We start from the raw sequence: 24,728 nt of genomic DNA, 5'->3' as shown, positions 1-24,728 counted from the left end.
AAACGCGGTTGACTTGGGGCGTGTTACAAAGACCGGACAGTATCATGAAAACGAATGCAAAACTGACGGACGCTCTGGGCGATGACTATCCACCGCCCCGCATCCTAATTCTGGCTCGACAGCTATCCGAGTATCTCTGGATTAAACACCTGCTAAACCCTGTTGAAGACGGATACGGACTGGAGCTGCAGTGGTGCCATGATTTTTCGGTCAGTCAACATTATCTGGAAAACAGCCCATTTGATTTGATTATCTGGGATTGCCGGGTCGATGGTGGTGATCCCCTGACCTATCTCAGTTTTCTAACCGTCGAAAGCGGTAACAAACCGGTCATTTGCCTTGCAGGCCAGCAAAGCGCTCAAGCTGTGCACAGCTATTTTCTTGCCGGTGCTGACGAGGTCCTGGAAAAACACAGTCTGACCAGTGCCGTATTGAGCACGGCGATCCGGTCTGTGCTATTCCGACACAACGCAGAAGAGCAGACGTTACAACGGAGACACACAGATAGTCTGACGGGTGTGGTATCCCGCACACTTTTCTTCGACCGCCTCAATCATGCCCTGCACCGGGCGGATCGCAACCGTGAATTACTGGCCGTTATGGTTCTGAATATCGATGGCTTTACGGCGATTAACGAAACCATGGGCTATAAAGCAGGTGATCAGTTGATTCGCCTCGCCTCCTCACGCATCAAACGGACCATCCGTAGAAGTGATTCGCTCGCACGTATCGGTGGTGATGAATTCGCCATCATTCTGGACCGTCTTGATAATTATATGTCCTGCCGCAATGTCGCCGACAAATTGATGGAACTTTTCCAGATGCCGTTTGCGGTGAATCACGAAACTGTTACCGTCAGTGCCAGCATCGGTATTGCCTGTTATCCGGATAGCGGCAAATCTGCAGATGAATTGGTGAAATACGCAAATCGCGCCATGGTCGCAGCCAAAGATGACATTGGCAACAGTAGCAAATATTACAATCAGGATCTCAATGAAACACTCATGAAATCATTGGATCTCGAGGCGGATTTCAGAAGGGCGATTCGCAACCAGGAGCTCAGGCTGTTCTATCAACCGCGCATCGATATCTCCAACAATGAACTGGTGGGAATGGAATCTCTGGTACGCTGGCAACACCCGACCCGGGGCCTGTTGAATCCCGGCCAATTTATCGACCTTGCTGAACGCTCGGGTATGATTGTGCCCATGGGCTACTGGGTTATCGATCAAGCCTGCCGCGATCTGGCTCACTTCCAGGCCATGGGTTATCTGGATCTGACTTGTGCCGTCAACCTTTCGTTTCGCCAATTTCACGACAAGAAACTCTCTGAAACCGTTTTTCGCATTATCTATAACTCCGGCGTGAACACCTCCTCACTTGAATTCGAACTGACTGAATCCGCAATGATGAGCGATTGGGAACATACCCACAAATGTCTTTCTGAACTGAGTAAATTAGGCATCAGTTTCAGTCTCGATGACTTTGGCACCGGTTACTCGTCTTTCGCAACACTGCAAAAGCTGCCATTATCCACATTGAAAATCGATCAATCCTTCATCTCCCAAATCGAACAGGACACAGACAGCCGGGTGATTGTCAAAGCCATGATCAATCTCGCCCACAATCTGCAAATGCAAGTGGTGGCCGAAGGCGTCGAAAATGAGAACCAACTTTCATTCCTCCAGTTTCACGACTGTGACCAGGTTCAGGGCTATTACTTCGGCAAACCCGTTCCCGCAGATCAGTTTGTCAGTGATCTGCGTAAGTACTACCCCCAGTCCCGTCTGGAATCATTCCCCCGCAACTAGCAGGCTCAGAGTACTGCGGTAAACAAGTTTGGCATATTAAAAAATTTACGGCTGCTATTTAAAAACCCCGCGCCAGCCCCCATAACCCTCAAACCTTGCTCCCCGTTTAGCGATCAGATCAGGATGAGTTATAACAATGAATAGAATTTACGCGAAGCTCGCAGACGAGTTGGCGGTCAAACAAGCACAAGTTGAGGCCACGGTTACCTTGCTGGATGAAGGCGCGACTGTTCCTTTTATCGCCCGATACCGGAAAGAAGTCACAGGTTCTCTGGATGATACCCAACTCCGGCAATTACATGAGCGTTTGCGCTACTTGAGAGAATTGGAAGACCGTCGGGAAACCATCCTGAACAGCATCGGAGAACAGGGTAAATTAACCCCGGAGTTAGAACGGGATATCCAGAGCGCTGATACCAAAAACCGGTTAGAAGATCTCTACCTCCCCTACAAACCCAAACGCCGCACAAAAGCACAGATTGCGATCGAGGCCGGACTGGAGCCTCTGGCAAATACACTGTTCGAGAACCCCGCGCTGAACCCCGATGAAACCGCTGCCGATTTTGTATCCGCAGACAAGGGCGTTGCAGATATCAAAGCGGCACTGGACGGCGCAAAATATATTCTCATGGAACGCTTCAGTGAAGATGCCAATCTCCTGGGCAAGCTTCGGGAATATTTGTGGCGTGAAGGTATTCTTCAAGTTCGGGTGGCAGAGGGCAAAGAAACGGAAGGCGCAAAATTCCGGGACTATTTTGAACACAATGAAGCCCTGAACAAAATGCCCTCACACCGGGCTCTGGCCGTTTTCCGGGGCCGGAATGAAGGCATTCTGAATTACACCATTGCAATGGATAACGAAGACGTTGATCCGTTGCGAGCACACCCGTGTGAAGCGATGGTCGCAGACCATGTCGGGATACAGGATCAACAACGCCCTGCAGACAAATGGCTCAGGGAAGTGGTGCGTTGGACCTGGCGTGTAAAACTCTCCAGTCATCTGGAAACCGAACTCATGGCACGAATTCGTGAGCAGGCTGAAGAAGAAGCAATCAACGTTTTTGCCAACAACCTCAAAGATCTGCTGCTCGCAGCACCAGCGGGTCCACGGGCAACGCTGGGACTCGATCCCGGTTTACGTACCGGGGTTAAAGTCGCGGTGATCGATAGTACCGGGCAAGTAGTCGACCACAGCACAATATACCCACATGCCCCCCAGAACAAATGGCGGGAATCCATTGCGGTGATTGCGCACTTATGTGAAAAGCACAAAATTGAGATTATCAGTATCGGAAACGGTACAGCCTCTCGGGAAACCGACAAACTTGCAGCGGATGTTCTAAAACAATTTCCACAACTCAAACTGATCAAGATGATGGTTAACGAAGCGGGTGCATCCGTCTATTCCGCTTCAGAATATGCCGCACGGGAATTCCCCGATCTTGACGTGACCATACGCGGCGCGGTATCCATCGCGCGTCGCCTGCAGGATCCACTTGCAGAGTTAGTTAAAATTGATCCCAAATCCATTGGTGTGGGTCAATATCAACACGACGTCAGCCAACCCCAACTAGCCCGCAACCTGAATGCGGTCGTGGAAGACTGTGTAAACAGCGTAGGTGTCGATCTCAATACTGCTTCTGAACCATTGCTGACCAGTGTTTCCGGTTTGAATGCCAGTATCGCATCCAACATTGTCGAGTTTCGCAATGTAAATGGCCGGTTTACCGACCGCAAACAGTTAAAGAAAGTGCCACGTCTGGGTGATAAAACCTTCGAACAGGCTGCAGGTTTCTTACGTATCATGGATGGCAGCAATCCCCTTGATGCTTCAGCGGTGCACCCTGAGGCATACAATCTGGTGGAGGCCATAGCCAATAAACACAAGCGCACACTCCAATCCGTTATTGGCGACAAATCGTTTTTGAAAGCGATCAAACCGGAAGATTTTGTCACCGATGAGTTCGGGGTGCCCACGATCAAAGACATCCTGAGTGAATTGGAAAAACCGGGCCGAGATCCCCGCCCTGAATTCCGGTTTGCCAGCTACCAGGAAGGTGTCGAAGAGATCAAAGATCTTAAACCCGGTATGAAACTTGAAGGTACCGTTACCAACGTGACCAATTTTGGCGCTTTTGTTGATGTGGGTGTTCACCAGGATGGACTGGTTCACATTTCATCACTGTCCAACACCTTCGTTAAAGACCCTCGCGAAGTCGTCAAAGCTGGCGATATCGTGATGGTAAAAGTACTTGAAGTCGATGTACCCCGAAAGCGAATTTCACTGACCATGCGCATGGATGAAACACCACAACCAAAAGAGAGTTCCGACAGTGGTCGCGGCGCATCCGGCAAAGGGCAGAGACCTGCGAAGTCACAGCGACAGGCAGAGCCCGCAGGAGGCGGCGCATTCGCACAAGCCTTTGCCGCCGCTCAACAAAAACGCAAACGGTAACCCGAACGCGGCAGTTGATCGGCTGTTCAGCGAATTGGCTGCCAAACTTATTGACTACGAAGTCACAAATAACAGATATTACCCCGGTAGGGGCATAGCCCGAGAGCGACACAACAGGACATAACATGGCTGAGTTTTTTGAGCGTAATCTGAACCAATTTGCCCAAAGCATCAAATCGGAACCGCACTATCTGGCCAAAGGTGTCGAAAAGGAAGGCTTACGCTGCGCTGCAGATGCACGAATTGCCCGGACCCCCCACCCGGAACAGTTGGGGCATGCTCTGACCCATCCTGAAATCACCACGGATTATGCGGAATCACTCATGGAGCTGATCACACCCGTTTACAGTGATACCGCGTCATTACTAAACCATTTGAGCGACCTGCACCGCTTTGTCCAATCGAACCTCAAAAGCGAATTGCTCTGGGCGGGCAGCATGCCCTGTGAGCTTGATGGCGAGCAAAGTATTGATATTGCACAGTACGGGGACTCAAATCTGGGGCACCTCAAATACGTTTATCGCCGGGGGCTTGAGGTTCGTTACGGCAAAATCATGCAAAGTATCGCAGGCATGCACTACAATTTCTCCCTGAGCGATGGCTTCTGGGCATCATGGCATCAAAACTGGCAAGGTTCAGCAGCAGAACCCCATACGCCAACCGATTCCAACCTGCAGGACTTTAAATCTGACCGCTACTTTGCCCTGATCCGGAACTTCCGTCGTTTTTCCTGGCTCACAATGTACCTTTTTGGCGCTTCACCTGCAGTGGACAAGTCCTTTATCAAAGGCAATCGAGGTATCTCTGATGAAGCAGCAACAGGTCTGAGCACAAAGCTTGAACGCACCCTCTACAAGCCCTGGGCAACCTCCTTACGCATGGGTGATTTGGGCTATCACAATAATGCTCAAGCGGGCCTGGGTATTTGCTTTAATGAACTCAGCAACTATGCGACAACGCTTCAGTGCGCGATTCGTACCCCCTATCCCGCATATGAAAAACTCGGGATAAAGGATGAATCCGGCTACTACCAGCTGAATACCAATATTCTGCAAATTGAAAATGAATACTACAGCTCGATTCGCCCGAAACGTACCACAAAACGAGGTGAAAAGCCGATTCAGGCACTTCAGTCACGGGGAGTCGAATACATTGAGGTTCGATGCCTGGATCTGAATCCATTCCTGCCTCTGGGCGTGAATGAAACCGCGATTGATTTTATGGATTTGTTCCTGCTCTTCTGCTTACTGGAAGAAAGTCCGTGGATTGAAGAAGCGGAATGTGCCGAAGTTGATATGAACTTCACGAGTACCGTATCTGAAGGCCGCAAACCTGGACTGGCACTGCAACAAAATGGAAAACCCAAAATCCTCACCGAATGGGCAACGGAACTGCTCGACAAGATGACGCCTCTGGCCACCGTAATGGACCAACACTCCGGATCAAACCGTTACACCGCCTCCCTTGAGGAACAACGGGACAAAGTACATTGCCCGCATTTAACACCATCTGCGATGATCCTGGATATTCTCGATAATGAATCGATGGAATACATCGATTTCGTAAGAGTCTTGTCTGAGAAACATCAGCATCAATTCCTCAAGCATCCGCTTGATCCAGAGCAAACAGCCCATTTCACAGACTTGGTGAGAACATCATTCCAGTCAGAACAGCAACTTAAACAAGATGATTCCGGTGACTTTTCGGCGTTTCTGAACCAGTACCTGTCTTGACCGTTATACAACGCACAAAATTCAACCAGTGACGTTGTTGAAAATTAATCGCTGTGTTAATTTTTAACCATAGCCTCACACAGAATTACAAAGCGCAACAAACTTTTACCTTTTGGTAATTTTCCGTTCAGAGATGTTGCGCTATTGTAAATCTGTGGAGACTGGGACGCTGTGCGTCGATTTTATGTACCGTGGCAAGGCAACGACTATTCTGAATTTCACGGTCTGACTCCAGTTCCTACATAACAATTACAACAAATTGCTTGCACCTTAGACCGAACCCGCTGCGCTTAACGGCAACGCACTCATAAGGTTACAAGCCACGGTAAGCAACAGGAGAGGCCGCCATGGCCAAAGACTTTTCAATGGGCTGGGACGTAGAATCCCTTAACAAAGCCTACCGCCAGGGATACATGGCGGGTCTCATGGGAATGGAAAACAACCGCTGCCCCTACCACGGAGAAGTGATTGCCGCAGCATGGGAAGCCGGCTGGGAAGATGGTACGTCAGAGTGCCATCTAAAAGCATCCGTGCACAAAATTGCCTAGGGAAAGGAAAGCGTTCAAGCCTTCATTGCCTCAACGCTGCACCACAAAGTTGGTGAATAACAGGTCATCAACCATTGCACCGTCTGCCTCTTTCCGCAAGAAGGCATTGACTGACTTCAGCGCTGCCTGACGCACAGTCTCCTGTCCTTCACCACTAATCATTGCACTCTCAGCCTGACTACTCAGCAAGAACACAATTTCATTGCGAAGGTAAGCCATATGGTGCTCTACCGCATCGGCACTGGCCCGAGTCGTTACTCGGAGACTGACATCAGCCTTCACAAATTTCAGTTTTTTATTGCCCGGTTGACCAAAGTTGGTCACGAACGACGGCTTCATTTCGATGTATTGCGTCTGGAACGCCGTTTCATCGCCCTCTGCAACGGCCACTCGCGCCGCAGAAGTAAGTGACAGGAATATAGCGAGGGGTACGATTTGCAACCATTTATTCATAGAAGTCCTGTTCAGTCACTCCGAAATCATTTGAATATGAATAGCATAGCTGAAATCTGCGAAAAAAGTGGAGAAATTCAATCAGGTGCAGATTTCAATTCATGAGCAAAATTTAATGTGTATCTTCCCTGATATACGCTTTCATCTCATTAGTCTTTTTGTTAAAAACCAAGGTATATCGTCAAACTTCCGTTCACGCTTACGCTACCAACCGGGTTGCACAGCCGCTATATGGACAACATTAAAATGCCCAGCGCTCGATTAATTAATTTCTCTGTTTTTCTGACCTGTATCGCACTGATGCTGGTGGCCTTTTATTTCGAATACGTTAAAGAATTGGAACCTTGTCCACTCTGCATGGCACAACGTGTTGTGGTGGTTGCAATCGGCCTGATCGCCGGATTGGCCGCGCTGCAAAACCCTAAACAATGGGGTTTGAAGGTCTATGGAGTAACGCTATTTCTGGTTGCCCTGGCGGGTATCGGGCTGGCCGCTCGCCAGGTTTGGCTGCAGCATTTGCCGGAGGATTTGGTTCCCGCATGCGGCCCTGGCATTTACTACATGTTGGATGTCTTTCCCATGCAAGAGGTGTTAACCAACATGTTGATGGGTACAGGAGATTGCGCAGAAGTCGTCTGGCAGGATCCGGTATTGCAACTGAGTATTCCCTCCTGGACGCTGATCTGGTTCTCTTTCATGGCTCTGGTATTCATCACTCATCTTTTCAGAAAGCCGTTAAACTCAGCGGAGCAAAATAATTGATTCTGCAGATCAAATAAATTAAGCCTCAGGGCGCTACTCAGCTTCCGTTTGTAACATATTGTTATCAAAACCAGAAACAGGGCAAATAAGACTTGCCCTGTCCGCCCTTTTTCGTTAATTTTGCACCCAGCTTTCTGCCAGATAGCCTCCGGGACAAGCCGGAGTGGCCTGGACGAAAGCAGCCTGATGGGCGTATGATTAAATCCTGCCCAACACTGATTGATTAGCCGAGCACAATATCAATCACCGACATAATAAAATACAATAATCGAGAACTGGCGTACGCCGGACTGCTCTCAACAACAGACGCAGTCAACGACAATAACCGGAGGGGAGACTATGCTCGAGAATTGCGAGAGCGCAAAAGAACGCTGGGGTGGTGTTAACGACATTATCGACAGATGGCTTAAGGAACGGCAAAACCTGATTGTTCAGTTTTGTGAAATTTCCCAGTTGGAAGACCTGAACGACATCGATCGCATTGTCCGTAAAATGGAACGGCTATGTGAAATTCTGGTAGATTACGTCTCTGCAGGCCACTTCGAGGTTTATGACCAACTTGTTCTCGAGGCAAAAGAATTCAATGATGGTGGCGTAGAACTGGCTGAGAAAATTATTCCCAAGATCCAGAAAACCACCAGCGAAGCACTCAAGTTTAACGACCGATTCGATGTCACCGAGAAGTCCGAAAAAGGCGTCGTTGTGCTACATGAAGACTTGTCAACGTTAGGTGAGGTGCTTGAAGAACGCTTTGAGCTGGAAGATGTTCTGATTGAGACACTTCACAACGCTCACGCCGACCAGGTGGCTTAACCGGTTGCACTATTAACCGGTTGCACTACCGCTCAGACATGTTTGCGGTTTTGGTTGATCCGGCATCCACCGGATCAAGACTTGCTAATTCTCCAGCTAAAGCTGAGACCCTTACCGTAGTCAACGCCACTCAAGCAATCATCTGAATCTGATAAACTCATAACCGGGCTAAAACGGCCATTCACCTGTCCACTCCCTCGCCAATTGTCTACACTTAATTGCAGCAATACCTGAACTAGAATACTCACACTTATCTCAAGTTGGTAGCCACAATACAGGACCGCAACTTCATTGATGTATTTACTAAAACGCTCACTGTACATCTGTTCCGCATTACTCTTCAGTGCATTTCTAACCGGCTGTGACTCAGGTTCACCACCCGCCAAAAGCTGGAAATATGCCGCCCAGGGTATTCTGAGCGCCGATCTGTCCGGAGAATCAGAAAAAGCAGTGATCGGTTCGATTCACCATGGCGGTAGTCTTTGGGACACCCAAAAAGGCGAACGGCTGTTCAATTGGAACCACAAGGCGGGCGAATACAGTACCTTTCGAGCTGTCGCGCTTTCCGGCGACGGAAAAGTTGCCTGCACGACGGAGCATGACGCTCTCGGTGTCTGGAACGCCGACACAGGTGAATCATTGGCATTCTGGCGCGCGCCAGATAAAGTGCTGGCCTTATCGGTATCCGATACCGGACGCTACGCACTAATGAGCCTGCCGAATAATACGGTGAGCTACTTCGATCTCAAAATCGGGCAAGGTCTGTTTCTTTTTGACCACGACGCCCCGGTTTGGAGCCTGGATTTCAGCGCCGAAGCCAACCGCGCCATCACAGGTTCAGATGACATGATTGCCCGGGTATGGGATTTGTCCAACGGGCAGCTGCTACACCAGTTTGAACACAAGAACCAGATTAAATCAGTTGCGATTTCACCGGATGGTCGCTATGGATTCTCCGCCGCTCAAAGGGAAGACACCATTATTTGGGATCTCAATAGTGGCAAGGTGAAAAGAAAACTGGATTTCAGATATGTTAATTTCACTGCCGCACGGTTTTCAGAACGGGGCGACAAATTACTGCTCGGAACGTTTCAGGGTCAGCTGCATTTGATTGACGTCAATTCAGGAAAGACGCTAAAAACCTGGCACAGTAAGCCCAGGCAGTTTTGGGGCGCATCTGCCAGTAAAGCAATTATGAGTGTCGGATTCGGTCGCGGCAACACCTACTATGGACTTTCATCCGATGGCATCATGGGCTTGTACAAATAATACTTGCACTGATCAGGATGAAAAACAGAGGGGACTACAGGTCTATCACAAAAGACCTGTATGTCGGGTTTGATACGGAGACACAGCGAGCGCTCATCCCCGAATAGACCAAGTTGTTTTAATTTTTCTGAACTTCGAGCAGTTCAACGTCGAACAACAATACTTCGTTCGGTCCGATATTCCGGTTACCACCTGGTCCGTATGCCAGATCAGCCGGAATATAAAGCTGCCACTTGGCCCCTTCTTTCATGAGCTGCAATGCTTCGGTCCAACCGGAGATAACACCACCAACCGGGAACGTTACCGGCTCACCACGCTTGATGGAGCTGTCGAAAACCGTCCCGTCGATCAGACTGCCTTCGTAATGTACTTTGACTTTATCTTCAGCCGCTGGCTGGGATCCTGAGCCCGCTTTCAGTACTTTGTACTGTAAACCACTCTCGGTTGTGATCACCCCGTCTTTGCCTTTGTTTTTTGCGAGAAAGGCGTCACCTTTGGTTTTGTTTTCGGTCGCCAGATGCTCAAATTCCGCCATTTGCGCTTCGCGCTGCTTCATTTGAAACTCCTGGATAACCTGGCCAATTTCTGCGTCACTCAGCTGAACTTTACCGCCACTGTAACCATCAGTCATACCTTTAACGAATGCATCTACATCCAACGAAGGCATGTCATTTTTCATCCGCTTACCTAACATCGCGCCAAAGCCATAGCTTACTTTCTTCTCGTCAGAGTCCAGTTTAATCTCTTCAGCATTCGCGGCAGAAACAGTGAAGCCTGACACCGCCATGGTTGACAGAGCTGCTGCTAGAACCAGCTTTTTCATTATAATTTCCTTCATATTTTAGATGACTTCGAGGGAATACCAGTGTTTGCCCCCGAGGTTAGACTCACGTCCGTCAAAAACAGACAGAAAGTGGTGAGGTTAACAGTTTGCGCGGTGCACCGTCGAGTAGCAGCCCACTGAAATATCATTAATTTTTGTTAGGGCGATTTTATTCTGATTCACTCATGGCTTTCATCGCCTCTGCGCGCTGATCCATCAACTGTTGCACCGCTTTTGCGTCTTCCATCACTTTCATCGCATTGGAGACCGATACAACATCCTCTGCCGGGGCCTTTTCTGCTTCGGTATCAGAATGCTCTTCAACCGGTATGGATTGAATTGTATTGGCAGAGGTATCCACCGCAACAATCTCGTAGTTGGCCACATCGACTGGTTTTTCATTGCTGAAGTGCATCCTGCCATTTTGATCCCGCCATTTGTAAAAGACCTCTCCAGATTTCACGGAAGGCGCACCATCGGGCAACGCTGCCCGACCACTATCCAAGCCGACATTAGGTAAATCGCTTAATTTGGGCAAACTCAACATGGGTTCGCCTTGCCGGTTGTCCATGAAAAACGGCAATGCCAGTGCTCCCCCCAAAATACTCAATGTCATTAGGCGATATATCCACTTCATAAATGTTTCTACTCGATATCAGGGTGCATACGACGCATGACTAGGTATCACCTGAGGTATGACCGACATGCGCGTTACTCATTTCTATCCACTGTGACACAGTTGGCGCCGGTAAGCTACAAAGTCTCGGATAGAGTTCATTAATTGCCGTATACCAATCCTTAAGGTGAACTTTTTCATCCAGCAAGCCCAGAGTATAGTCAATAATTCCACGCTGGAGCATCGATTCATAGTCAATGTCTGGAGACGCTTTACGGTATCGAAGCCAAGCGCGATAAAGCAGTGCACATTCAATTTGTTCTGCTTGTAATTCCAGATCCAACAACGCACTTCGGTATGCACTAAAGTCTTGCGAGCGTTTATGGATTAGGCCACGCATTTGTCGTATCGGCTGCACAAAATCCTGATTCCATTGCCGCCAGGTTGGCATGGCCAGGAATACTTGCCTGCTACAGTATTGTGCCTGTGCTGCAGACCAGAAGCAGAATAAAAGCGTGTTGATATGGCCATTGAAACGCATCTGCAGCGTAAGTGCTGCAGTTTCGACACCCGGTAGTCGCCAACTATCGAGTGCATAAGCCCAAAACGGATTGTCCAGTAATAGCGCCTCTTGATCCGAATCCGTGTGGTATTTCCAAGGGTAGTCTGGCATGGCATTTAAATCTCTATGGCATGGGAAGTTCAATAATTTTTTAATTCCGGCTTTATGGACAGTATACCCAAGCAGAATAAAGCTGATAAAATCCGCCACCATGATAAAGATAGATAAACTCAGTTTACAACGGGGCGGTGTATTTCTGCTTGAAGAGGCAGACTTGACCCTGTTTCCCGGACAAAAAGTTGCAATTGTCGGTGCCAATGGTGCGGGCAAGTCCAGTCTATTTTCTCTGATACTGGGCCAACTCGCCAACGATGCCGGGAGTATTGATCTACCTTCGAGCTGGCGTATCAGCCATATGGCTCAGGAAGTCAGTGAAACGCACCGGAGTGCAGTGGACTATGTGCTTGATGGTGACCAGAAACTGAGAGCAATTCAATCCCGGCTCGCGGAAGCTGAAGAAAGCCATAACATGGATGCCATCGCCAAACTCCACGCAGAACTGGATACCATTGACGGTTATCAGGCAAGCAACCGTGCGGAAAAACTGTTGCATGGTCTGGGTTTTCAACAGGCAGACTTGTCCAGGCCGGTGAGCACCTTTTCTGGTGGCTGGCGCATTCGCCTGAATCTGGCCCAGGCGTTGATGTCACCCGCCGATCTCCTGCTACTTGACGAACCAACAAACCACTTGGATCTGGATGCAACCCTGTGGCTGGAAAAATGGTTAATCGAGTTTACTGGTACGTTACTTTTTATATCCCATGACCGTGACTTCATTGATAATGTCGCCAATCATATCGTTCATTTTGAACACAAGAAACTGAGACTCTACAGCGGCTCCTATTCTGCGTTTGAACGACAGCGTGCCGAACGTCTGGCACAACAGCAAGTTGCCTTTGAAAAGCAACAACAGCGTATCGCCGAGATTGGTGACTTTGTGCGCCGCTTCCGCGCCAAAGCCAGCAAAGCGAAGCAAGCCCAGAGCCGATTGAAAGAACTGGAGCGCATGGAGCAAATTGCCCCCGCTCACGTTGACTCGCCCTTCAATTTCGAATTCCCCGAGAGTGAGAATTTATCCTCACCGCTGCTGGTTCTCAAGAATGCGGTACTCGGTTATCCCGAGCGATCCATTCTGGAGCAAGTCAAACTTTCAATATTGCCGGGATCTCGGTTTGGTTTGCTTGGCCACAACGGTGCAGGTAAATCAACACTGATTAAAAGTCTGACGGGACAGCTATCACTCTGTGCCGGAGAGCGCCATGAGGGTAAGCACCTCAGTGTTGGTTACTTTGCCCAACATCAACTTGAAGCTCTGGACATGAATGCCAGCCCGATACTGCATGTGCAGCGATTATCACCGGATGCACGAGAGCAGGATATTCGAAACTTCCTGGGCGGATTTGGCTTTCAGGGCGATGATGCGCTCAGTGAGGTCAAGCGCTTTTCCGGGGGACAAAAGGCCCGCTTGGCACTCGCCTTGATCGCCTGGCGCAAGCCTAATTTACTCCTCCTGGACGAACCGACTAACCATTTGGATCTGGAAATGCGCCATGCACTTACGATGGCCTTACAGGTGTTTTCCGGTGCAGTTATTATTGTTTCTCACGATCGTCACCTGCTGAAGAATACCGTAGATCAGTTTTTACTGGTCGACCAGGGTCGCGTTTCGGAATTTGATGGTTCTCTGGCGGAATATGAACAGTGGTTGTTACAACCCAGAAAAGCCGCGACAACAGACACGGATTCACTGCCTGCGAGCAACAATAAACAGTCCGCAAACAATAAGCAGTCCGCGGAAGAGAAGAAGAATCAAAAGCGCCTTGAAGCCGAGAAGCGACAACGCTTGAGTCCACTTAAAAAACAGTTGGCAAAGCTGGAAACAAAGATGAGCTCCCTTCAAGTCGATCTAAAACAACTTGAGGAAACCCTTTCGGCTCCGGAAATTTACGAAGAAGCACACAAAAACAAGCTCAAGGATACCCTGGAGCAACAAAGCAACACCCAAAAAGAGCTGGATGATATCGAAACGCAATGGTTTGAGCTCAGTGAAGAATTAGAGCACCTTGAAGCGAACTAGTGGCCGTCAAGAAACGCACAATCGTCTTTCTAAAATCAAAGCAAAGGAAGACGATTGTGTGTTTCTGATGATTAGCTACTCAGCCAGACGGGTTACGACCTCAAGTTTAAATTCCATTTTAGACAAATAATCCGCCTCCATTTCCAGGTCTGCCAAGGTCAACGGGTGCGCCTGGAGCCATTCTTCCGCAAACTCAATCGTGATCTGTTTTCGATTCACATTGAGCCAGAATTCTGCCAGAACATCACCGGTTCGTTCATGGCGCAACAGTACAGCCAAACGCAATAACAGTGTTAATCGCATCATCGGTTCTGCTTCTTCAGGGCTGTAATCCTGAAACAACAAAGGCAAGAGTTTACGACGATGACAGCGTACCAACACCGCCAGATTTTTCTGCACTTGTTTGCTGAATCCGGGCAAGTACGAGTGTTCAAGCAAATACGCACCATGCTTGTGATATTGCGAGTGAGATATCGTCAGACCAATCTCATGCAGGCGCGCAGCCCAGCGTAACAGGTCCGAATAATAAGGCGCACTTAGCCCCCAATCCCGTTTCACCTGCTGATAAGCCATCATGGTGGTTCGCTCAACAGTGGATGCGTGATTCTGGTCGAGGTGGTAGCGTTCAGCCAATGCCTGAATTGTTCGTTCACGGACATCTTCATGCTGAATGCGTCCCAACATGTCATAAAGCACACCCTCGCGCAGCGCACCATCAGAATAATGCATCACATCAATTGCCAGAACTTCGAATGATGCGCACAAAATGGCTAACCCGGAAGGGAATACCCCGAGGCGCTCTTTACGAACCCCGAGCTGATCCAGGTTTGCACTGTTCCCCAAACTAATGACGCGCTTTTTCAGCTCCATGAGTCCGCTTCGGGTTATACCATCGTGACAGATATCCAATTCACTGAGCACATTCGCTACGGCTTTGATCGAACCCGATGCCCCCACAGCCTCTTGCCAACCCATGCGTAAATAATTGTCTCTGATATTCAGCAGTTCCCGAGATGCTGCAGTCACCGCTTTATTGAACTGCACTTCAGTAATTTCACCATCTGCAAAGAACTGCTCCCGGTATGAAACACATCCCATATGTAAACTTTCAAGCTCTTTCGCTTCGAACCGTTCACCAATAATAAACTCGGTACTCCCGCCACCGATATCCATTACCAATCTACGACCACTGTCATCTGCAAGCGTATGAGCCACGCCGAGATAAATCAGTCGAGCCTCTTCCTGACCGGCAATCACCTCCATCGGGATTTCCAACATGGATTCAATCTTACGCTTGAACTGAGCGGCGTTTTTGGCCACCCTCAACGTGTTTGTTGCGACCAGCCGGACTGCACTTTTTTCGATGCCCTTGAGCCTTTGTGCAAATCGGCTTAAACACTCCAAAGCCCGATCCTGAGCTTCTTGAGCGATATTTTGGTGTTCATCCAGACCTGAAGCAAGCTGGACTTTCTCACCCATTTTTTCCAGCACACGCACTTCTCCATGTACCAGTCGGGCAATAATCATATGAAAACTATTCGAACCCAAATCAATTGCTGCAAACAAGTGATTCTGGTCTGATACTTCTTGATTCAACTCGGTGTTTGTAGTCACAGAACTTGATTTCCTCACATCCAGCTTCATAATGCGTAGTGAATCACGTGCCTCCGGTAACTCGGGAAGAACGCTGATGGCTAAATCGTAGTGTGTTCGCTATTGAAATTTCAACTAAAAACCATCGTAATATGGTAACAAAGATTTTTCAGCAGGGCTCCAGCGACGATTGGCTCCGGATAACGTTAAGCTGGGCAAACCACAATTATGATAGCAGGCAACGATAAAAAGCCGCATTAAATTGCATCGGTTTATGAATTGCTTGCGCAATTTTTGTAACACCGATTAAATAGAGATTGCCCTAAAGCCTCGGAACATATTACTCTTGCACACAGATCCGAGAAAAAAACAGACCAGGAAAACACAATGAGCGATAAAATTATCAACGTCACTGATGACAGCTTTGAATCCGAAGTTTTAAATTCAGAAACGCCCGTTTTAGTTGACTATTGGGCGGAATGGTGCGGACCATGCAAAATGATCGCGCCAGTGCTGGAAGAAATCGCAGAAGAATACAGTGACAAGTTGAAAGTTTGCAAATTGAACATTGAAGACAATGAACAGACTCCGCCAAAATTCAATATCCGGGGCATTCCAACGCTCATGCTGTTCAAAAACGGCAATCCGGATGCAACCAAAGTCGGTGCGTTGTCCAAGTCCCAGTTGACCGCGTTTCTGGACAGCAACTTGTAATTCGCATTATTCGACCGAAAATCTGCCACGCCAGGGGTCTGTCACCACAGACCCTCTGCGTTACTCAGCAATCAACGGACTGTCAGGGCTCTTCAGCACCTTTACCCGTTACATCCAGTACAAAGCACAACACAACGGCAGTAACAACAAAGCCAACGATAAACACCGCCGGCATTGTTAGATAGCCCAATATTGTCCAAATCATCGATTCCAGCGCGCTCATTTACCATTCCTCCAGAGATTAAGAATCGCGTTATTCTGTAAAATGCTAGTGCCAGCCTTCCACGCCTTCCATATCGGGCAGCTTATGAGCAATCCCCTTATGGCAATCAATACAGGTTTTTTCACCTGACGCCAGTGCAGTAGAGTGCTGTTTGACGGCCCTGCGACCTTGCTCGGTGAAGTCCATAAACTCAAAGTTGTGACAATTTCGGCATTCCCGTGAGTCACTTTCTTTCATCCGTTGCCATTCTCGCATGGCCATTTCCCGCCGGTGTTCGACAAACTTTTCCCGGGTATTGATATAGCCGGTCAATTTTCCCCACACTTCTTTACTTGCCTGGATTTTTCGCACGATTTTGTGTGTCCAGTCTTTTGGTACATGGCAATCCGGACAAGTTGCTCTCACACCGGAACGGTTTGTATAGTGGATTGTTCCAACATACTCCTTATAGACGTTTTCTTCCATTTCATGGCAACCAATACAGAATTCTTCGGTATTGGTCATTTCCAGTCCCGTATTGAATCCCCCCCAGAAAATAATACCGGCAGTAAAGCCAAACAGAAGAACCACTCCCATTGCAACGGTACTCGGTCTGCGCAACAACAACCAGTACCGGGACATTATCCCCTTTTTCTCAGACATGGTCTTACTCCCATTCCTCTCTTAGTTCATCGACTCAACCGACTCAAATTGATTACCAACCAGTGGCTTGGCGTTCACTTGAGGTACGTGACACTGGAGACAGAAGTACCGCCGCGGTGAAACATCAGAAAGCTGTTGGCCATTTCGAGCATCATAATGAGTTAAACTGATTTTAGTCGCTCCACTGGATTTGTAATTACCCCAGCTATGGCAGGAAAGACACTTATTGCTATTGGTATCAATGTGGTAGTCCCGGATCTGGTGTGGGATCAAAGGGGGCTGATGTAAATAGTCCCGATGTAAAGGCTTTCGATCATCTGGAATTGTTTTGAAATCACTCGCTGCCGCACTTTTATCCAGATCAAGATCCCCTCGCAAGGAACTCACTCCCCCGGTATCGGCCTGCAAACTTGCACCGAGAGGTACCGCAATAAGCAACACGACCCATAATGTTTTGAAATATTTCATGACTTTTTCTCCGCCTGGAAGGCTATCCGGAACCGGAAATTGGCTACCGGACAGCCTTGGTCAAAAGTTACACAACTCTGTTTAATGCAAACCATTAAGCTTTGCTTACTTTCACAGCACACTTCTTGAAATCCGTTTCTTTGGACAGCGGATCGGTTGCATCCAGTGTTAACTTGTTAGTCAGCTGCTGAGCGTCAAAGAATGGCATGAACACCAGCCCTTTGGGGGGTTTATTGCGCCCGCGAGTCTCCACCCGTGTCAGCACTTCACCCCGGCGGGAAGCCACTTTGACCTGCTCGCCTCGGCGCAGGCCGCGCGCTTTTGCATCTTCCGGGTGCATATACAACACGGCATCCGGAAATGACCGATACAACTCAGGTACTCTGCGCGTCATGGTGCCACTGTGCCAGTGCTCCAATACCCGTCCGGTACTGAGCCATAGGTCATATTCAGAATCTGGCGATTCCGCTGGTGGCTCATAAGGCAATGCAAAAATCCAGGCTTTGCCGTCAGGCTTGCCGTAAAAACGAATCCCCTCACCTTTCGGTACATAAGGATCATGACCCTCCCGGAAACGCCACAGTGTTTCTTTTCCATCCACTACCGGCCAACGCAGACCGCGCTCCTGATGGTAACGATCAAAATTCGCCAAATCATGGGCTTTGCCGCGTCCGAAAGCAGCATATTCCTCAAACAACCCCTTCTGAGCGTAGAATCCAAATTCCCTGGCTTCATCATTGAGTCGATCGTCCGGGATTTCGCCCAGGCCGTATTGATCAACCTGACCATTGGCATAAAGCACATCAAAAAGTGTTTTTCCACGATACTCGGGCTTTTTCGCGAGCAAGGTTTCTGGCCAAACTTCCTCCACCTTGAATCGTTTCGAAAACTCCATTAACTGCCAAAGGTCGGACTTGGCTTCACCAGGCGCTTTGACCTGTTGATACCAGAACTGTGTCCGGCGCTCAGCGTTGCCATAAGCCCCTTCTTTCTCAACCCACATAGCAGTAGGCAAAATCAAGTCCGCAGCCTGTGCCGTTACAGTCGGATACGGGTCTGAGACCACCACAAAGTTATCGGGATGACGATAGCCGGGATAACCTTCCTCGTTCATGTTGGGTGCAGTCTGCATATTGTTATTACACATCACCCAATAGGCGTTCAGCTTGCCATCTTTCAGCATCCGGTTTTGTAATACCGCATGGTAACCTGGCTTCGGCGGAATGGCTCCTTCCGGTAACTTCCAGATTTTTTCCGCAATCTGGCGATGTTTTTCGTTCTTCACAACCATATCTGCGGGTAATCGATGGGCAAAGGTTCCGACTTCCCGAGCGGTGCCACAAGCAGATGGTTGGCCCGTAAGGGAGAATGGGCTGTTACCCGGCTCCGAAATTTTTCCGGTGAGCAGATGGATGTTATAGACCAGATTATTCGCCCACACGCCACGGGTGTGCTGGTTGAATCCCATTGTCCAGAACGAGGTCACCTTGGTGTTCGGATCGGCATAGACCTTTGCCAGTTTCTCCAGGTTTTCTTTTGGCACGCCGGTCATCTCATGGGCATAATCCAGCGTGTATGTGGATACAAATTTCGAATACGCCTCAAACGTCATATCCTTGGATCCACCGCCACCCGGATTTGCCGCGGCTTTTTCAAGCGGGTGCTCAGGTCTCAGTCCATAGCCGATATCCGTTACCCCTTCACGAAACCGGGTGTGTTTGTTTACAAAATCATGATTCACCGCATTGTTTTGAATAATGTAATTTGCGATGTAGTTTAAAATGACTAAATCAGTCTGTGGTTTGAATACCAGCGGATTATCAGCCAGTTCGAAAGACCGGTGGGTAAAGGTGGACAAGACATGCACCTGCACATGGGGCGCGCTGAGGCGTCGATCGGTCAATCGTGACCAGAGAATGGGGTGCATCTCTGCCATGTTTGAGCCCCACAGCACAAAGGCATCAGCCGCCTCCAGGTCATCGTAACAACCCATCGGCTCATCAATGCCGAATGTGCGCATGAAACCGCCTACTGCGGATGCCATACAATGTCGTGCATTAGGGTCAATGTTATTGGACAAGAATCCTGCTTTATAGAGCTTCGAAGCCGCATACCCTTCCCACACCGTCCATTGCCCGGAGCCAAACATGCCAACCGCAGTGGGACCTTTTTCTTTCAATGTGGCTTTAAACTTTTCCGCCATGACATCGAAGGCTACATCCCATGACACAGGCGTAAATTCACCATTCTTGTCATAACGTCCATCCTTCATCCGCAGCAAAGGTTTGGTCAACCGGTCTTCCCCGTACATAATTTTCGACAGGAAATAACCTTTCACGCAATTCAGCCCGCGGTTTACCGGAGCTTCTGGATCGCCTTGTGTCGCAACCACGCGTCCATTCTGAGTCCCGACTAAAACACTGCAGCCGGTACCACAGAAACGACACGGAGCCTTATCCCAGTTGATTGCCGTGTCACTGGCTTTGGTGATTAAATTCGATCCAGCTGCCGGGATAGAGACTCCGGCTGCGGCTGCGGTGGCCGCCACCGCATTATGCTTGATAAATGCACGTCTGCTTAACTTCATTTCTCATCCTCCGAATTGCAGCCTGAATCAGCCAATTCACAATTGGGTTCACTTTCGGTGTAAATCAATGAGGCGTTCAAAACGCCCGGTATCGCATTAATCTCCGAGATACGTGAGAGCAGTATCTTGTCACCCGGAAATTCTTCGATTGTGACAATAAGTTTGCCGCCTTCGACACCATGCACTTCGACCCCCGATAACTGGAGTAGATCATGTTCTACAAACGCTGCTCGTTCCAACTTGGTGTGCACAAGCACGCCTGCGATAGAATATTGGCCACGAGTATGCTCTGACTGTACCGCTGCAGGTTCTCTCAACTTCTCACCTCTTTCTTGCAATTTTTATTTTTTAAAAAACGCCTGGGGTCAAAACCATCATTGTGAATACTGATCAGCTTTAATCTCGATAGCGTCCACTGGGCAACTGCTCACACACGCACCACAACCTGTACATAGATCAGGCTCGATTCCGGGCAGTGCAGGACCACCTATTCGCGGTGTGAAATGGATCGCTCGTGATTCACACGGATCTGCACAACGCTGGCAAACTACACCTTGCAAGTTCAAGCATTGGCTCTGTATTTCAGCAACATAATCCCAAGGCTGGCATTGGGTACCCGGCTCCGACCCTTGTCTCCGGTCTAATGCTCCGGAGGGACATTGAGCTTCACAAAGTCCGCAGAAAGTACATTCCCCCAGGCGAAAGTTAACGCGAGGAAAACCGCCATCCCCCTTTTCAAGTATCGATTCGGGGCAAGACTGAATACACTCGGAACAGCGAGTACAACGACTGAAAAAGCCATCAGCTTGTTCCGTCATAGCCCATGGTGGTAACAACGCTTGCTTCGGATTAATCTTCGCTCGAAGCAAGTTCCGTCTTGTTATGGCAACCGACATTTAGAACTACCGTTGAGATTGGTCTGATTTATACTGCTGTTACACTAGTCCCTTTAAGCCCTTTAACAATTGACATCCATCAATTTAACTCAAGCTCTACCCATACAGAGGTATGTTGTACTATGTTGTAGTCGGTAGACTGACAGACAACGGTTCCCATCACGGTCTACTGACTTATAATTACGATATGAATGAGTGAAACAAAGTGCCCACGCGCGTGCGATGTGTCCGAGTTATCTGAAGAACATGGGGTAAAACCAGACCAATGACACCAAACCAGACAGACCTTCCCGACTCCAAAGCCGGGTCGGACGAACCCATCCGTGTCCTGATCGTTGATGATCATCCAATGCTTCGAAAAGGCGTTATAGATCTGTTGCAGTTAGAAGAAGGATTCCAATCTATTGGAGAAGCCAGCTCCGGTGAGGAAGCTTGTGAAATCGCCACGAAGCTTGAACCCGACTTGATCTTGCTGGATCTGAATATGAAAGGGATGGATGGTATTGAAACCATCCGGCAACTGCGTAGTCGTGATATTTTCTCCAGAATTGTAATTTTTTCAGTTTCCGATAATCATGAAGATGTCGTCAGTGCCCTGAAAGCCGGTGCCGATGGTTATATTTTGAAAGATACCGAACCAGAAGAATTAGTCTCCTATATACAACAAGCTGTAAATGGAAAGCTCGCAATCAGTGATAATTTAGCCGGTATACTGGCCACAGCTATCAAAGACAACAACTCTTCAGTTAATCGCGCGGTTGAAAACCTGACCTATCGGGAAAAACAGATTCTGTCGTTGATCGCTTCCGGACTCAGTAACAAGATGATCGCCCGGGAACTCACCATAGCCGAAGGCACAGTAAAAGTTCACGTGAAAAATTTATTGAAGAAACTGAAAATGCGATCCCGAGTTGAAGCGGCTATCTGGGCGATGGAACAAAACATAAAATAAGGGGGTCATCACCCCTGCTCGCTGTAATTATTGCGCCAGATCAAAGATTTATATACGCCTGAATGGCCATAATTTACCGCCGGCCAGACAGCCACTCACGAAAGTTAAAATAACATGAAACGAGACAAGATCATCGATGGAGCGATAATTGCGGGGGGTATGGGTTCCCGACTCAGTGGTGCTGACAAGGGCCTTTTGGAGTGGGGTAAACTACGCTTTGCTGAACACATCGCGAACAAAATGCGACCTTACATCGACCAGCTTATTATCAATTGCAATCGAAATGCCCATCGTTATGGAATCATTGCAGATCTGATCATACAGGATGAACTGGAGAATTATCAGGGACCATTGGCGGGGCTTCAGGCAATTCTCACTACAACCGATGCCGATTACGTCTTGATTGCGCCCTGTGATACACCGCTGTTGACTCAATCTTACCCGATCCGCATGCTGCAGGCTTTGAACGATACCGTTACGCCGCCCGAGAACACAATTTTTGTCGCCCATGATGGCAACAGATTACAGCCCATGCATCTTCTGCTTCCAACAGGGCTCAAACACTCCTTGGAACAGTTTTTGGGCTCAGGTGACCGGAAAATGATGATGTGGCTTTATCAACAAAACGTGGTCGAAGTTGATTTTCAAGATCGTCAGAACGAATTTTTGAATATAAATTCACCGCAGGAGTTTGATACCTTGAGGCAAACGATTCCGGCTGAATCTGATCAGACAGATTGAATAGGTCAGCGCTATACTGTGCGAAAGGCTTTAATAACGTTTGAATTAAACGCGATTGGGAGGACTGGTAGTGGCAATTTTCGAATGGCAACCTGCTTACGCAACCGGTATTCCCAAAATCGATCAACAACACAAACGACTGGTCGCAATGATCAACGAGCTGGATGACGCAGTCCACAATCATGCCTCCCCTGATCATATGCGAGCTATTTTCGAGGACCTGTTTGAATACACTCGCTATCACTTCCAGATGGAAGAGTCGCTCATGGAAGAGTTTACCTATGATACGGCGTGTACCGAGCGCCACAAAGCGCAGCACCAGCGCTTTGTAAATGAACTTACATCCGTTGCGGAATCCGCCTCATTCGCGACCAAGGCTGACGGACAAATTATCCTCGCGTTTCTAACCAACTGGCTCATTAATCATATCTGCAAAGTGGATCGCAAGCTCGCTGATCACTTGATCGATCATGCCCATGTCGACTTTTTGGAAAAAAGCCTGAATGAGGAAACCACCCCCACCGACCACGGGCAGACCGCCGATCATCAAATTGTAGATCAAGTTATCGAATTCGATGCGCAATTCGGAGCGACAGTTCAAGATCTTATGGACTCCCTGAACCAGATTCTGGACGATCTCACACCGCCGGAAACAGAGGTCAAATCCCGTATCCAAAATGTGAACAGCCAACTGAAAGCACTGGATAATGCCATTAATTCTCTTTCTGCATCAGCGAAATCGTTAAAAGGTAAATCGACGCCTGAGACATGAGCAATAACGAAAGCCGCTACTTGATCAGCAGTGCAACTTCCCGAAAGTCAGGATCTGTCGCATCGCCCATTAATTCAAACAACAACATCTCCACGGAAGACGGTGACACACCTTTCGAAATCATTTTTCGCACGCCCAATGAACGATTCTCCGGCGTACGGGATGAAGTGGCATCCTCAAGAATCGTGACCTCATAACCCGCTTCAAGTAACTGCACAGCACTCTGGTAAACACAGATATGTGTCTCAATCCCGCACAGAATAATGTGTTTCCGGCCAGAGGTATAAAGCGCTTCACGGAACTCGATGCTGCCCATGCAACCAAAGCTGGACTTGGCAATGGGCAGAAGATCAGGCAGCTGGTCCGCCACCTCTGGAATCGTCGACCCCAACTTGTCTGGCAACTGCTCTAGCCACAAAACCGGGACATCCAAAATCCGACAACCCGCTACGGCCTGATACAGACCTTTGAAAAGAGCGCTCTTTTCAAACATAAGCTGTGCCAATTTACCCTGCACATCAACAACAACCAAAATGGCATTATCACGGTTTAACATGGCTTTTCCTGTATATCATTGTCCGATCTGCGTCATATCACCCTTGGCTTTCGATCAAGTGATTGACGTTAAACTTTAAACATTATCGACAACGATAGTACAGAAGCGACAGCAGCGTCCAGAGCGGAATAGCTTAATGCAGCTCACTTCCCACAACACGCAACACCCGCTCACGCTTGTATTTCACCCACTCAAACCCGACTTTCTTATAGTAAAAAGCAACAACCTGTTGGTTAACTGGAACTTGAACACGAATCACATCACCGTTCATGGAAACATTCATCTTTTTTCCCTCGCTGTTACGATTATCGACGCGTACTTCAACTAAACTTTCAGGGTTAACAGTTAAACTGGAACTCAACATCGTTTGAATACATTTGAGGCAACCAGTTGTTTACTGTCGTTATATACACTGTTGATAATTACAGTACAAATGCTGTGCGATGTCAACAGTTAGCATATGCACGCGTAAACCCTCGCCAGAGCAACCTAGCAATAATTAATCAATTTGATCGTGTTGCGATCAATTCACGATCATACAAGAACGACTCAAAGCAAAAGGGCTTGTTGCTCTGCGAGGAGCATTGAATAATCCATTGGAT

At 48.4% G+C, this 24,728-nt stretch carries 25 protein-coding genes; 12 read left to right on the top strand and 13 right to left on the bottom strand.

What is annotated here, in order from left to right:
* Window positions 1-44: 44 nt before the first annotated feature.
* The 4 genes from OLMES_RS00510 (at window position 45) to rmf (ending at window position 6,547) form a co-directional block, all read left to right on the top strand.
* Window positions 45-1,811, top strand: a complete 1,767-nt coding sequence (locus tag OLMES_RS00510; protein WP_087459441.1) for a GGDEF domain-containing response regulator — start codon at window positions 45-47, stop codon at window positions 1,809-1,811.
* Between the two features lie 136 nt (window positions 1,812-1,947).
* Window positions 1,948-4,266 (top strand): Tex family protein, encoded by a 2,319-nt coding sequence (locus OLMES_RS00505; RefSeq protein ID WP_087459440.1) that lies wholly within the window; start codon window positions 1,948-1,950, stop codon window positions 4,264-4,266.
* Between the two features lie 125 nt (window positions 4,267-4,391).
* Window positions 4,392-5,999 (top strand): glutamate--cysteine ligase, encoded by a 1,608-nt coding sequence (gene gshA, locus OLMES_RS00500; protein ID WP_087459439.1) that lies wholly within the window; start codon window positions 4,392-4,394, stop codon window positions 5,997-5,999.
* A gap of 347 nt (window positions 6,000-6,346) precedes the next feature.
* Window positions 6,347-6,547 carry a ribosome modulation factor gene (gene rmf, locus OLMES_RS00495; protein WP_087459438.1) on the top strand — a complete coding sequence of 67 codons (201 nt, stop codon included), beginning with the start codon at window positions 6,347-6,349 and terminating at the stop codon, window positions 6,545-6,547.
* A 30-nt stretch (window positions 6,548-6,577) separates the two neighbouring features.
* On the opposite strand, the gene OLMES_RS00490 is transcribed toward rmf, so the two are convergent.
* Window positions 6,578-7,000: a flagellar basal body-associated FliL family protein gene (locus OLMES_RS00490; RefSeq protein WP_087459437.1), complete on the bottom strand. Its 423-nt coding sequence runs from the start codon at window positions 6,998-7,000 to the stop codon at window positions 6,578-6,580.
* Between the two features lie 246 nt (window positions 7,001-7,246).
* Between OLMES_RS00490 and OLMES_RS00485 the strand changes: the two genes are divergently transcribed.
* The 3 genes from OLMES_RS00485 to OLMES_RS00475 all read left to right on the top strand — a co-directional run bounded on the left by OLMES_RS00485 (window position 7,247) and on the right by OLMES_RS00475 (window position 9,844).
* Window positions 7,247-7,762 (top strand): disulfide bond formation protein B, encoded by a 516-nt coding sequence (locus OLMES_RS00485; protein WP_087464273.1) that lies wholly within the window; start codon window positions 7,247-7,249, stop codon window positions 7,760-7,762.
* A gap of 339 nt (window positions 7,763-8,101) precedes the next feature.
* Window positions 8,102-8,575 carry a sigma D regulator gene (gene rsd / locus OLMES_RS00480; protein WP_087459436.1) on the top strand — a complete coding sequence of 158 codons (474 nt, stop codon included), beginning with the start codon at window positions 8,102-8,104 and terminating at the stop codon, window positions 8,573-8,575.
* Window positions 8,576-8,869: 294 nt separating this feature from the next.
* Window positions 8,870-9,844 carry a WD40 repeat domain-containing protein gene (locus tag OLMES_RS00475; RefSeq protein WP_087459435.1) on the top strand — a complete coding sequence of 325 codons (975 nt, stop codon included), beginning with the start codon at window positions 8,870-8,872 and terminating at the stop codon, window positions 9,842-9,844.
* A 118-nt stretch (window positions 9,845-9,962) separates the two neighbouring features.
* Here OLMES_RS00475 and OLMES_RS00470 read toward each other — a convergent pair whose 3' ends face one another.
* The 3 genes from OLMES_RS00470 to OLMES_RS00460 form a co-directional block, all read right to left on the bottom strand.
* A complete protein-coding gene (locus OLMES_RS00470; protein ID WP_087459434.1) occupies window positions 9,963-10,667 on the bottom strand; it encodes an FKBP-type peptidyl-prolyl cis-trans isomerase in 705 nt (234 codons plus the stop codon).
* Between the two features lie 169 nt (window positions 10,668-10,836).
* Window positions 10,837-11,283: a DUF4124 domain-containing protein gene (locus OLMES_RS00465; protein WP_157678077.1), complete on the bottom strand. Its 447-nt coding sequence runs from the start codon at window positions 11,281-11,283 to the stop codon at window positions 10,837-10,839.
* A 61-nt stretch (window positions 11,284-11,344) separates the two neighbouring features.
* The gene (locus OLMES_RS00460) at window positions 11,345-11,956 is read right to left on the bottom strand and encodes a TIGR02444 family protein (protein ID WP_157678076.1); all 612 of its coding nucleotides are present in this window, start codon (window positions 11,954-11,956) and stop codon (window positions 11,345-11,347) included.
* 100 nt (window positions 11,957-12,056) lie between these two features.
* Between OLMES_RS00460 and OLMES_RS00455 the strand changes: the two genes are divergently transcribed.
* The gene (locus OLMES_RS00455) at window positions 12,057-13,982 is read left to right on the top strand and encodes an ATP-binding cassette domain-containing protein (RefSeq protein WP_087459431.1); all 1,926 of its coding nucleotides are present in this window, start codon (window positions 12,057-12,059) and stop codon (window positions 13,980-13,982) included.
* A 75-nt stretch (window positions 13,983-14,057) separates the two neighbouring features.
* On the opposite strand, the gene ppx is transcribed toward OLMES_RS00455, so the two are convergent.
* Window positions 14,058-15,596 carry an exopolyphosphatase gene (gene ppx, locus OLMES_RS00450; RefSeq protein WP_269767736.1) on the bottom strand — a complete coding sequence of 513 codons (1,539 nt, stop codon included), beginning with the start codon at window positions 15,594-15,596 and terminating at the stop codon, window positions 14,058-14,060.
* 366 nt (window positions 15,597-15,962) lie between these two features.
* On the opposite strand from ppx, the gene trxA reads away from it, so the two are divergent.
* A complete protein-coding gene (gene trxA, locus OLMES_RS00445) occupies window positions 15,963-16,289 on the top strand; it encodes a thioredoxin TrxA (protein WP_087459429.1) in 327 nt (108 codons plus the stop codon).
* 82 nt (window positions 16,290-16,371) lie between these two features.
* Here the strand turns inward: trxA and OLMES_RS00440 are convergent, their stop codons facing one another.
* The 6 genes from OLMES_RS00440 to napF form a co-directional block, all read right to left on the bottom strand.
* On the bottom strand, window positions 16,372-16,512 hold the full coding sequence (locus OLMES_RS00440; RefSeq protein ID WP_087459428.1) for a TIGR02808 family protein: 141 nt from the start codon (window positions 16,510-16,512) through the stop codon (window positions 16,372-16,374).
* A 45-nt stretch (window positions 16,513-16,557) separates the two neighbouring features.
* Complete coding sequence (locus OLMES_RS00435; RefSeq protein WP_087459427.1) at window positions 16,558-17,154, bottom strand: NapC/NirT family cytochrome c; 597 nt, start codon at window positions 17,152-17,154, stop codon at window positions 16,558-16,560.
* Between the two features lie 21 nt (window positions 17,155-17,175).
* Complete coding sequence (locus OLMES_RS00430; protein ID WP_087459426.1) at window positions 17,176-17,622, bottom strand: nitrate reductase cytochrome c-type subunit; 447 nt, start codon at window positions 17,620-17,622, stop codon at window positions 17,176-17,178.
* 94 nt (window positions 17,623-17,716) lie between these two features.
* The gene (gene napA / locus OLMES_RS00425; RefSeq protein WP_087459425.1) at window positions 17,717-20,209 is read right to left on the bottom strand and encodes a nitrate reductase catalytic subunit NapA; all 2,493 of its coding nucleotides are present in this window, start codon (window positions 20,207-20,209) and stop codon (window positions 17,717-17,719) included.
* Window positions 20,206-20,526, bottom strand: coding sequence for a chaperone NapD (locus tag OLMES_RS00420; protein ID WP_157678075.1), 321 nt, complete (start codon window positions 20,524-20,526; stop codon window positions 20,206-20,208). Before OLMES_RS00420 ends, napA begins: the two co-directional genes overlap by 4 nt.
* A 57-nt stretch (window positions 20,527-20,583) precedes the next feature.
* Complete coding sequence (napF, locus tag OLMES_RS28985) at window positions 20,584-21,027, bottom strand: ferredoxin-type protein NapF (RefSeq protein WP_408635167.1); 444 nt, start codon at window positions 21,025-21,027, stop codon at window positions 20,584-20,586.
* Between the two features lie 343 nt (window positions 21,028-21,370).
* On the opposite strand from napF, the gene narL reads away from it, so the two are divergent.
* The 3 genes from narL to OLMES_RS00400 all read left to right on the top strand — a co-directional run bounded on the left by narL (window position 21,371) and on the right by OLMES_RS00400 (window position 23,570).
* Entirely contained in the window at window positions 21,371-22,057 is a 687-nt protein-coding gene (narL, locus tag OLMES_RS00410; protein ID WP_087459422.1) for a two-component system response regulator NarL, read from the top strand.
* Window positions 22,058-22,171: 114 nt separating this feature from the next.
* Complete coding sequence (gene mobA / locus OLMES_RS00405) at window positions 22,172-22,798, top strand: molybdenum cofactor guanylyltransferase MobA (RefSeq protein ID WP_087459421.1); 627 nt, start codon at window positions 22,172-22,174, stop codon at window positions 22,796-22,798.
* Window positions 22,799-22,868: 70 nt separating this feature from the next.
* On the top strand, window positions 22,869-23,570 hold the full coding sequence (locus OLMES_RS00400) for a bacteriohemerythrin (protein WP_157678074.1): 702 nt from the start codon (window positions 22,869-22,871) through the stop codon (window positions 23,568-23,570).
* A gap of 16 nt (window positions 23,571-23,586) precedes the next feature.
* Here the strand turns inward: OLMES_RS00400 and OLMES_RS00395 are convergent, their stop codons facing one another.
* On the bottom strand, window positions 23,587-24,126 hold the full coding sequence (locus OLMES_RS00395) for a hydrolase (RefSeq protein ID WP_087459419.1): 540 nt from the start codon (window positions 24,124-24,126) through the stop codon (window positions 23,587-23,589).
* 133 nt (window positions 24,127-24,259) lie between these two features.
* Entirely contained in the window at window positions 24,260-24,409 is a 150-nt protein-coding gene (locus OLMES_RS28215; RefSeq protein WP_198343167.1) for a hypothetical protein, read from the bottom strand.
* Window positions 24,410-24,728: the final 319 nt, after the last annotated feature.

Source organism: Oleiphilus messinensis, from assembly GCF_002162375.1.
GTDB classification, from domain to species: Bacteria; Pseudomonadota; Gammaproteobacteria; order Pseudomonadales; family Oleiphilaceae; genus Oleiphilus; species Oleiphilus messinensis.
Note: the sequence above shows the minus strand (reverse complement) of the source record. Positions and strands in the feature narration are given on the sequence as shown.

Coding starts and splice junctions, on each gene's coding strand:
- OLMES_RS00510 (WP_087459441.1), top strand. CDS start 45: ATGAAAACGAATGCAAAACTGACGGACGCTCTGGGCGATGACTATCCA.
- OLMES_RS00505 (WP_087459440.1), top strand. CDS start 1,948: ATGAATAGAATTTACGCGAAGCTCGCAGACGAGTTGGCGGTCAAACAA.
- gshA (WP_087459439.1), top strand. CDS start 4,392: ATGGCTGAGTTTTTTGAGCGTAATCTGAACCAATTTGCCCAAAGCATC.
- rmf (WP_087459438.1), top strand. CDS start 6,347: ATGGCCAAAGACTTTTCAATGGGCTGGGACGTAGAATCCCTTAACAAA.
- OLMES_RS00490 (WP_087459437.1), bottom strand. CDS start 7,000: ATGAATAAATGGTTGCAAATCGTACCCCTCGCTATATTCCTGTCACTT.
- OLMES_RS00485 (WP_087464273.1), top strand. CDS start 7,247: ATGCCCAGCGCTCGATTAATTAATTTCTCTGTTTTTCTGACCTGTATC.
- rsd (WP_087459436.1), top strand. CDS start 8,102: ATGCTCGAGAATTGCGAGAGCGCAAAAGAACGCTGGGGTGGTGTTAAC.
- OLMES_RS00475 (WP_087459435.1), top strand. CDS start 8,870: ATGTATTTACTAAAACGCTCACTGTACATCTGTTCCGCATTACTCTTC.
- OLMES_RS00470 (WP_087459434.1), bottom strand. CDS start 10,667: ATGAAAAAGCTGGTTCTAGCAGCAGCTCTGTCAACCATGGCGGTGTCA.
- OLMES_RS00465 (WP_157678077.1), bottom strand. CDS start 11,283: ATGACATTGAGTATTTTGGGGGGAGCACTGGCATTGCCGTTTTTCATG.
- OLMES_RS00460 (WP_157678076.1), bottom strand. CDS start 11,956: ATGCCAGACTACCCTTGGAAATACCACACGGATTCGGATCAAGAGGCG.
- OLMES_RS00455 (WP_087459431.1), top strand. CDS start 12,057: ATGATAAAGATAGATAAACTCAGTTTACAACGGGGCGGTGTATTTCTG.
- trxA (WP_087459429.1), top strand. CDS start 15,963: ATGAGCGATAAAATTATCAACGTCACTGATGACAGCTTTGAATCCGAA.
- OLMES_RS00440 (WP_087459428.1), bottom strand. CDS start 16,512: ATGAGCGCGCTGGAATCGATGATTTGGACAATATTGGGCTATCTAACA.
- OLMES_RS00435 (WP_087459427.1), bottom strand. CDS start 17,154: ATGTCTGAGAAAAAGGGGATAATGTCCCGGTACTGGTTGTTGTTGCGC.
- OLMES_RS00430 (WP_087459426.1), bottom strand. CDS start 17,622: ATGAAATATTTCAAAACATTATGGGTCGTGTTGCTTATTGCGGTACCT.
- napA (WP_087459425.1), bottom strand. CDS start 20,209: ATGAAGTTAAGCAGACGTGCATTTATCAAGCATAATGCGGTGGCGGCC.
- napF (WP_408635167.1), bottom strand. CDS start 21,027: ATGACGGAACAAGCTGATGGCTTTTTCAGTCGTTGTACTCGCTGTTCC.
- narL (WP_087459422.1), top strand. CDS start 21,371: ATGACACCAAACCAGACAGACCTTCCCGACTCCAAAGCCGGGTCGGAC.
- mobA (WP_087459421.1), top strand. CDS start 22,172: ATGAAACGAGACAAGATCATCGATGGAGCGATAATTGCGGGGGGTATG.
- OLMES_RS00395 (WP_087459419.1), bottom strand. CDS start 24,126: ATGTTAAACCGTGATAATGCCATTTTGGTTGTTGTTGATGTGCAGGGT.
- OLMES_RS28215 (WP_198343167.1), bottom strand. CDS start 24,409: ATGAATGTTTCCATGAACGGTGATGTGATTCGTGTTCAAGTTCCAGTT.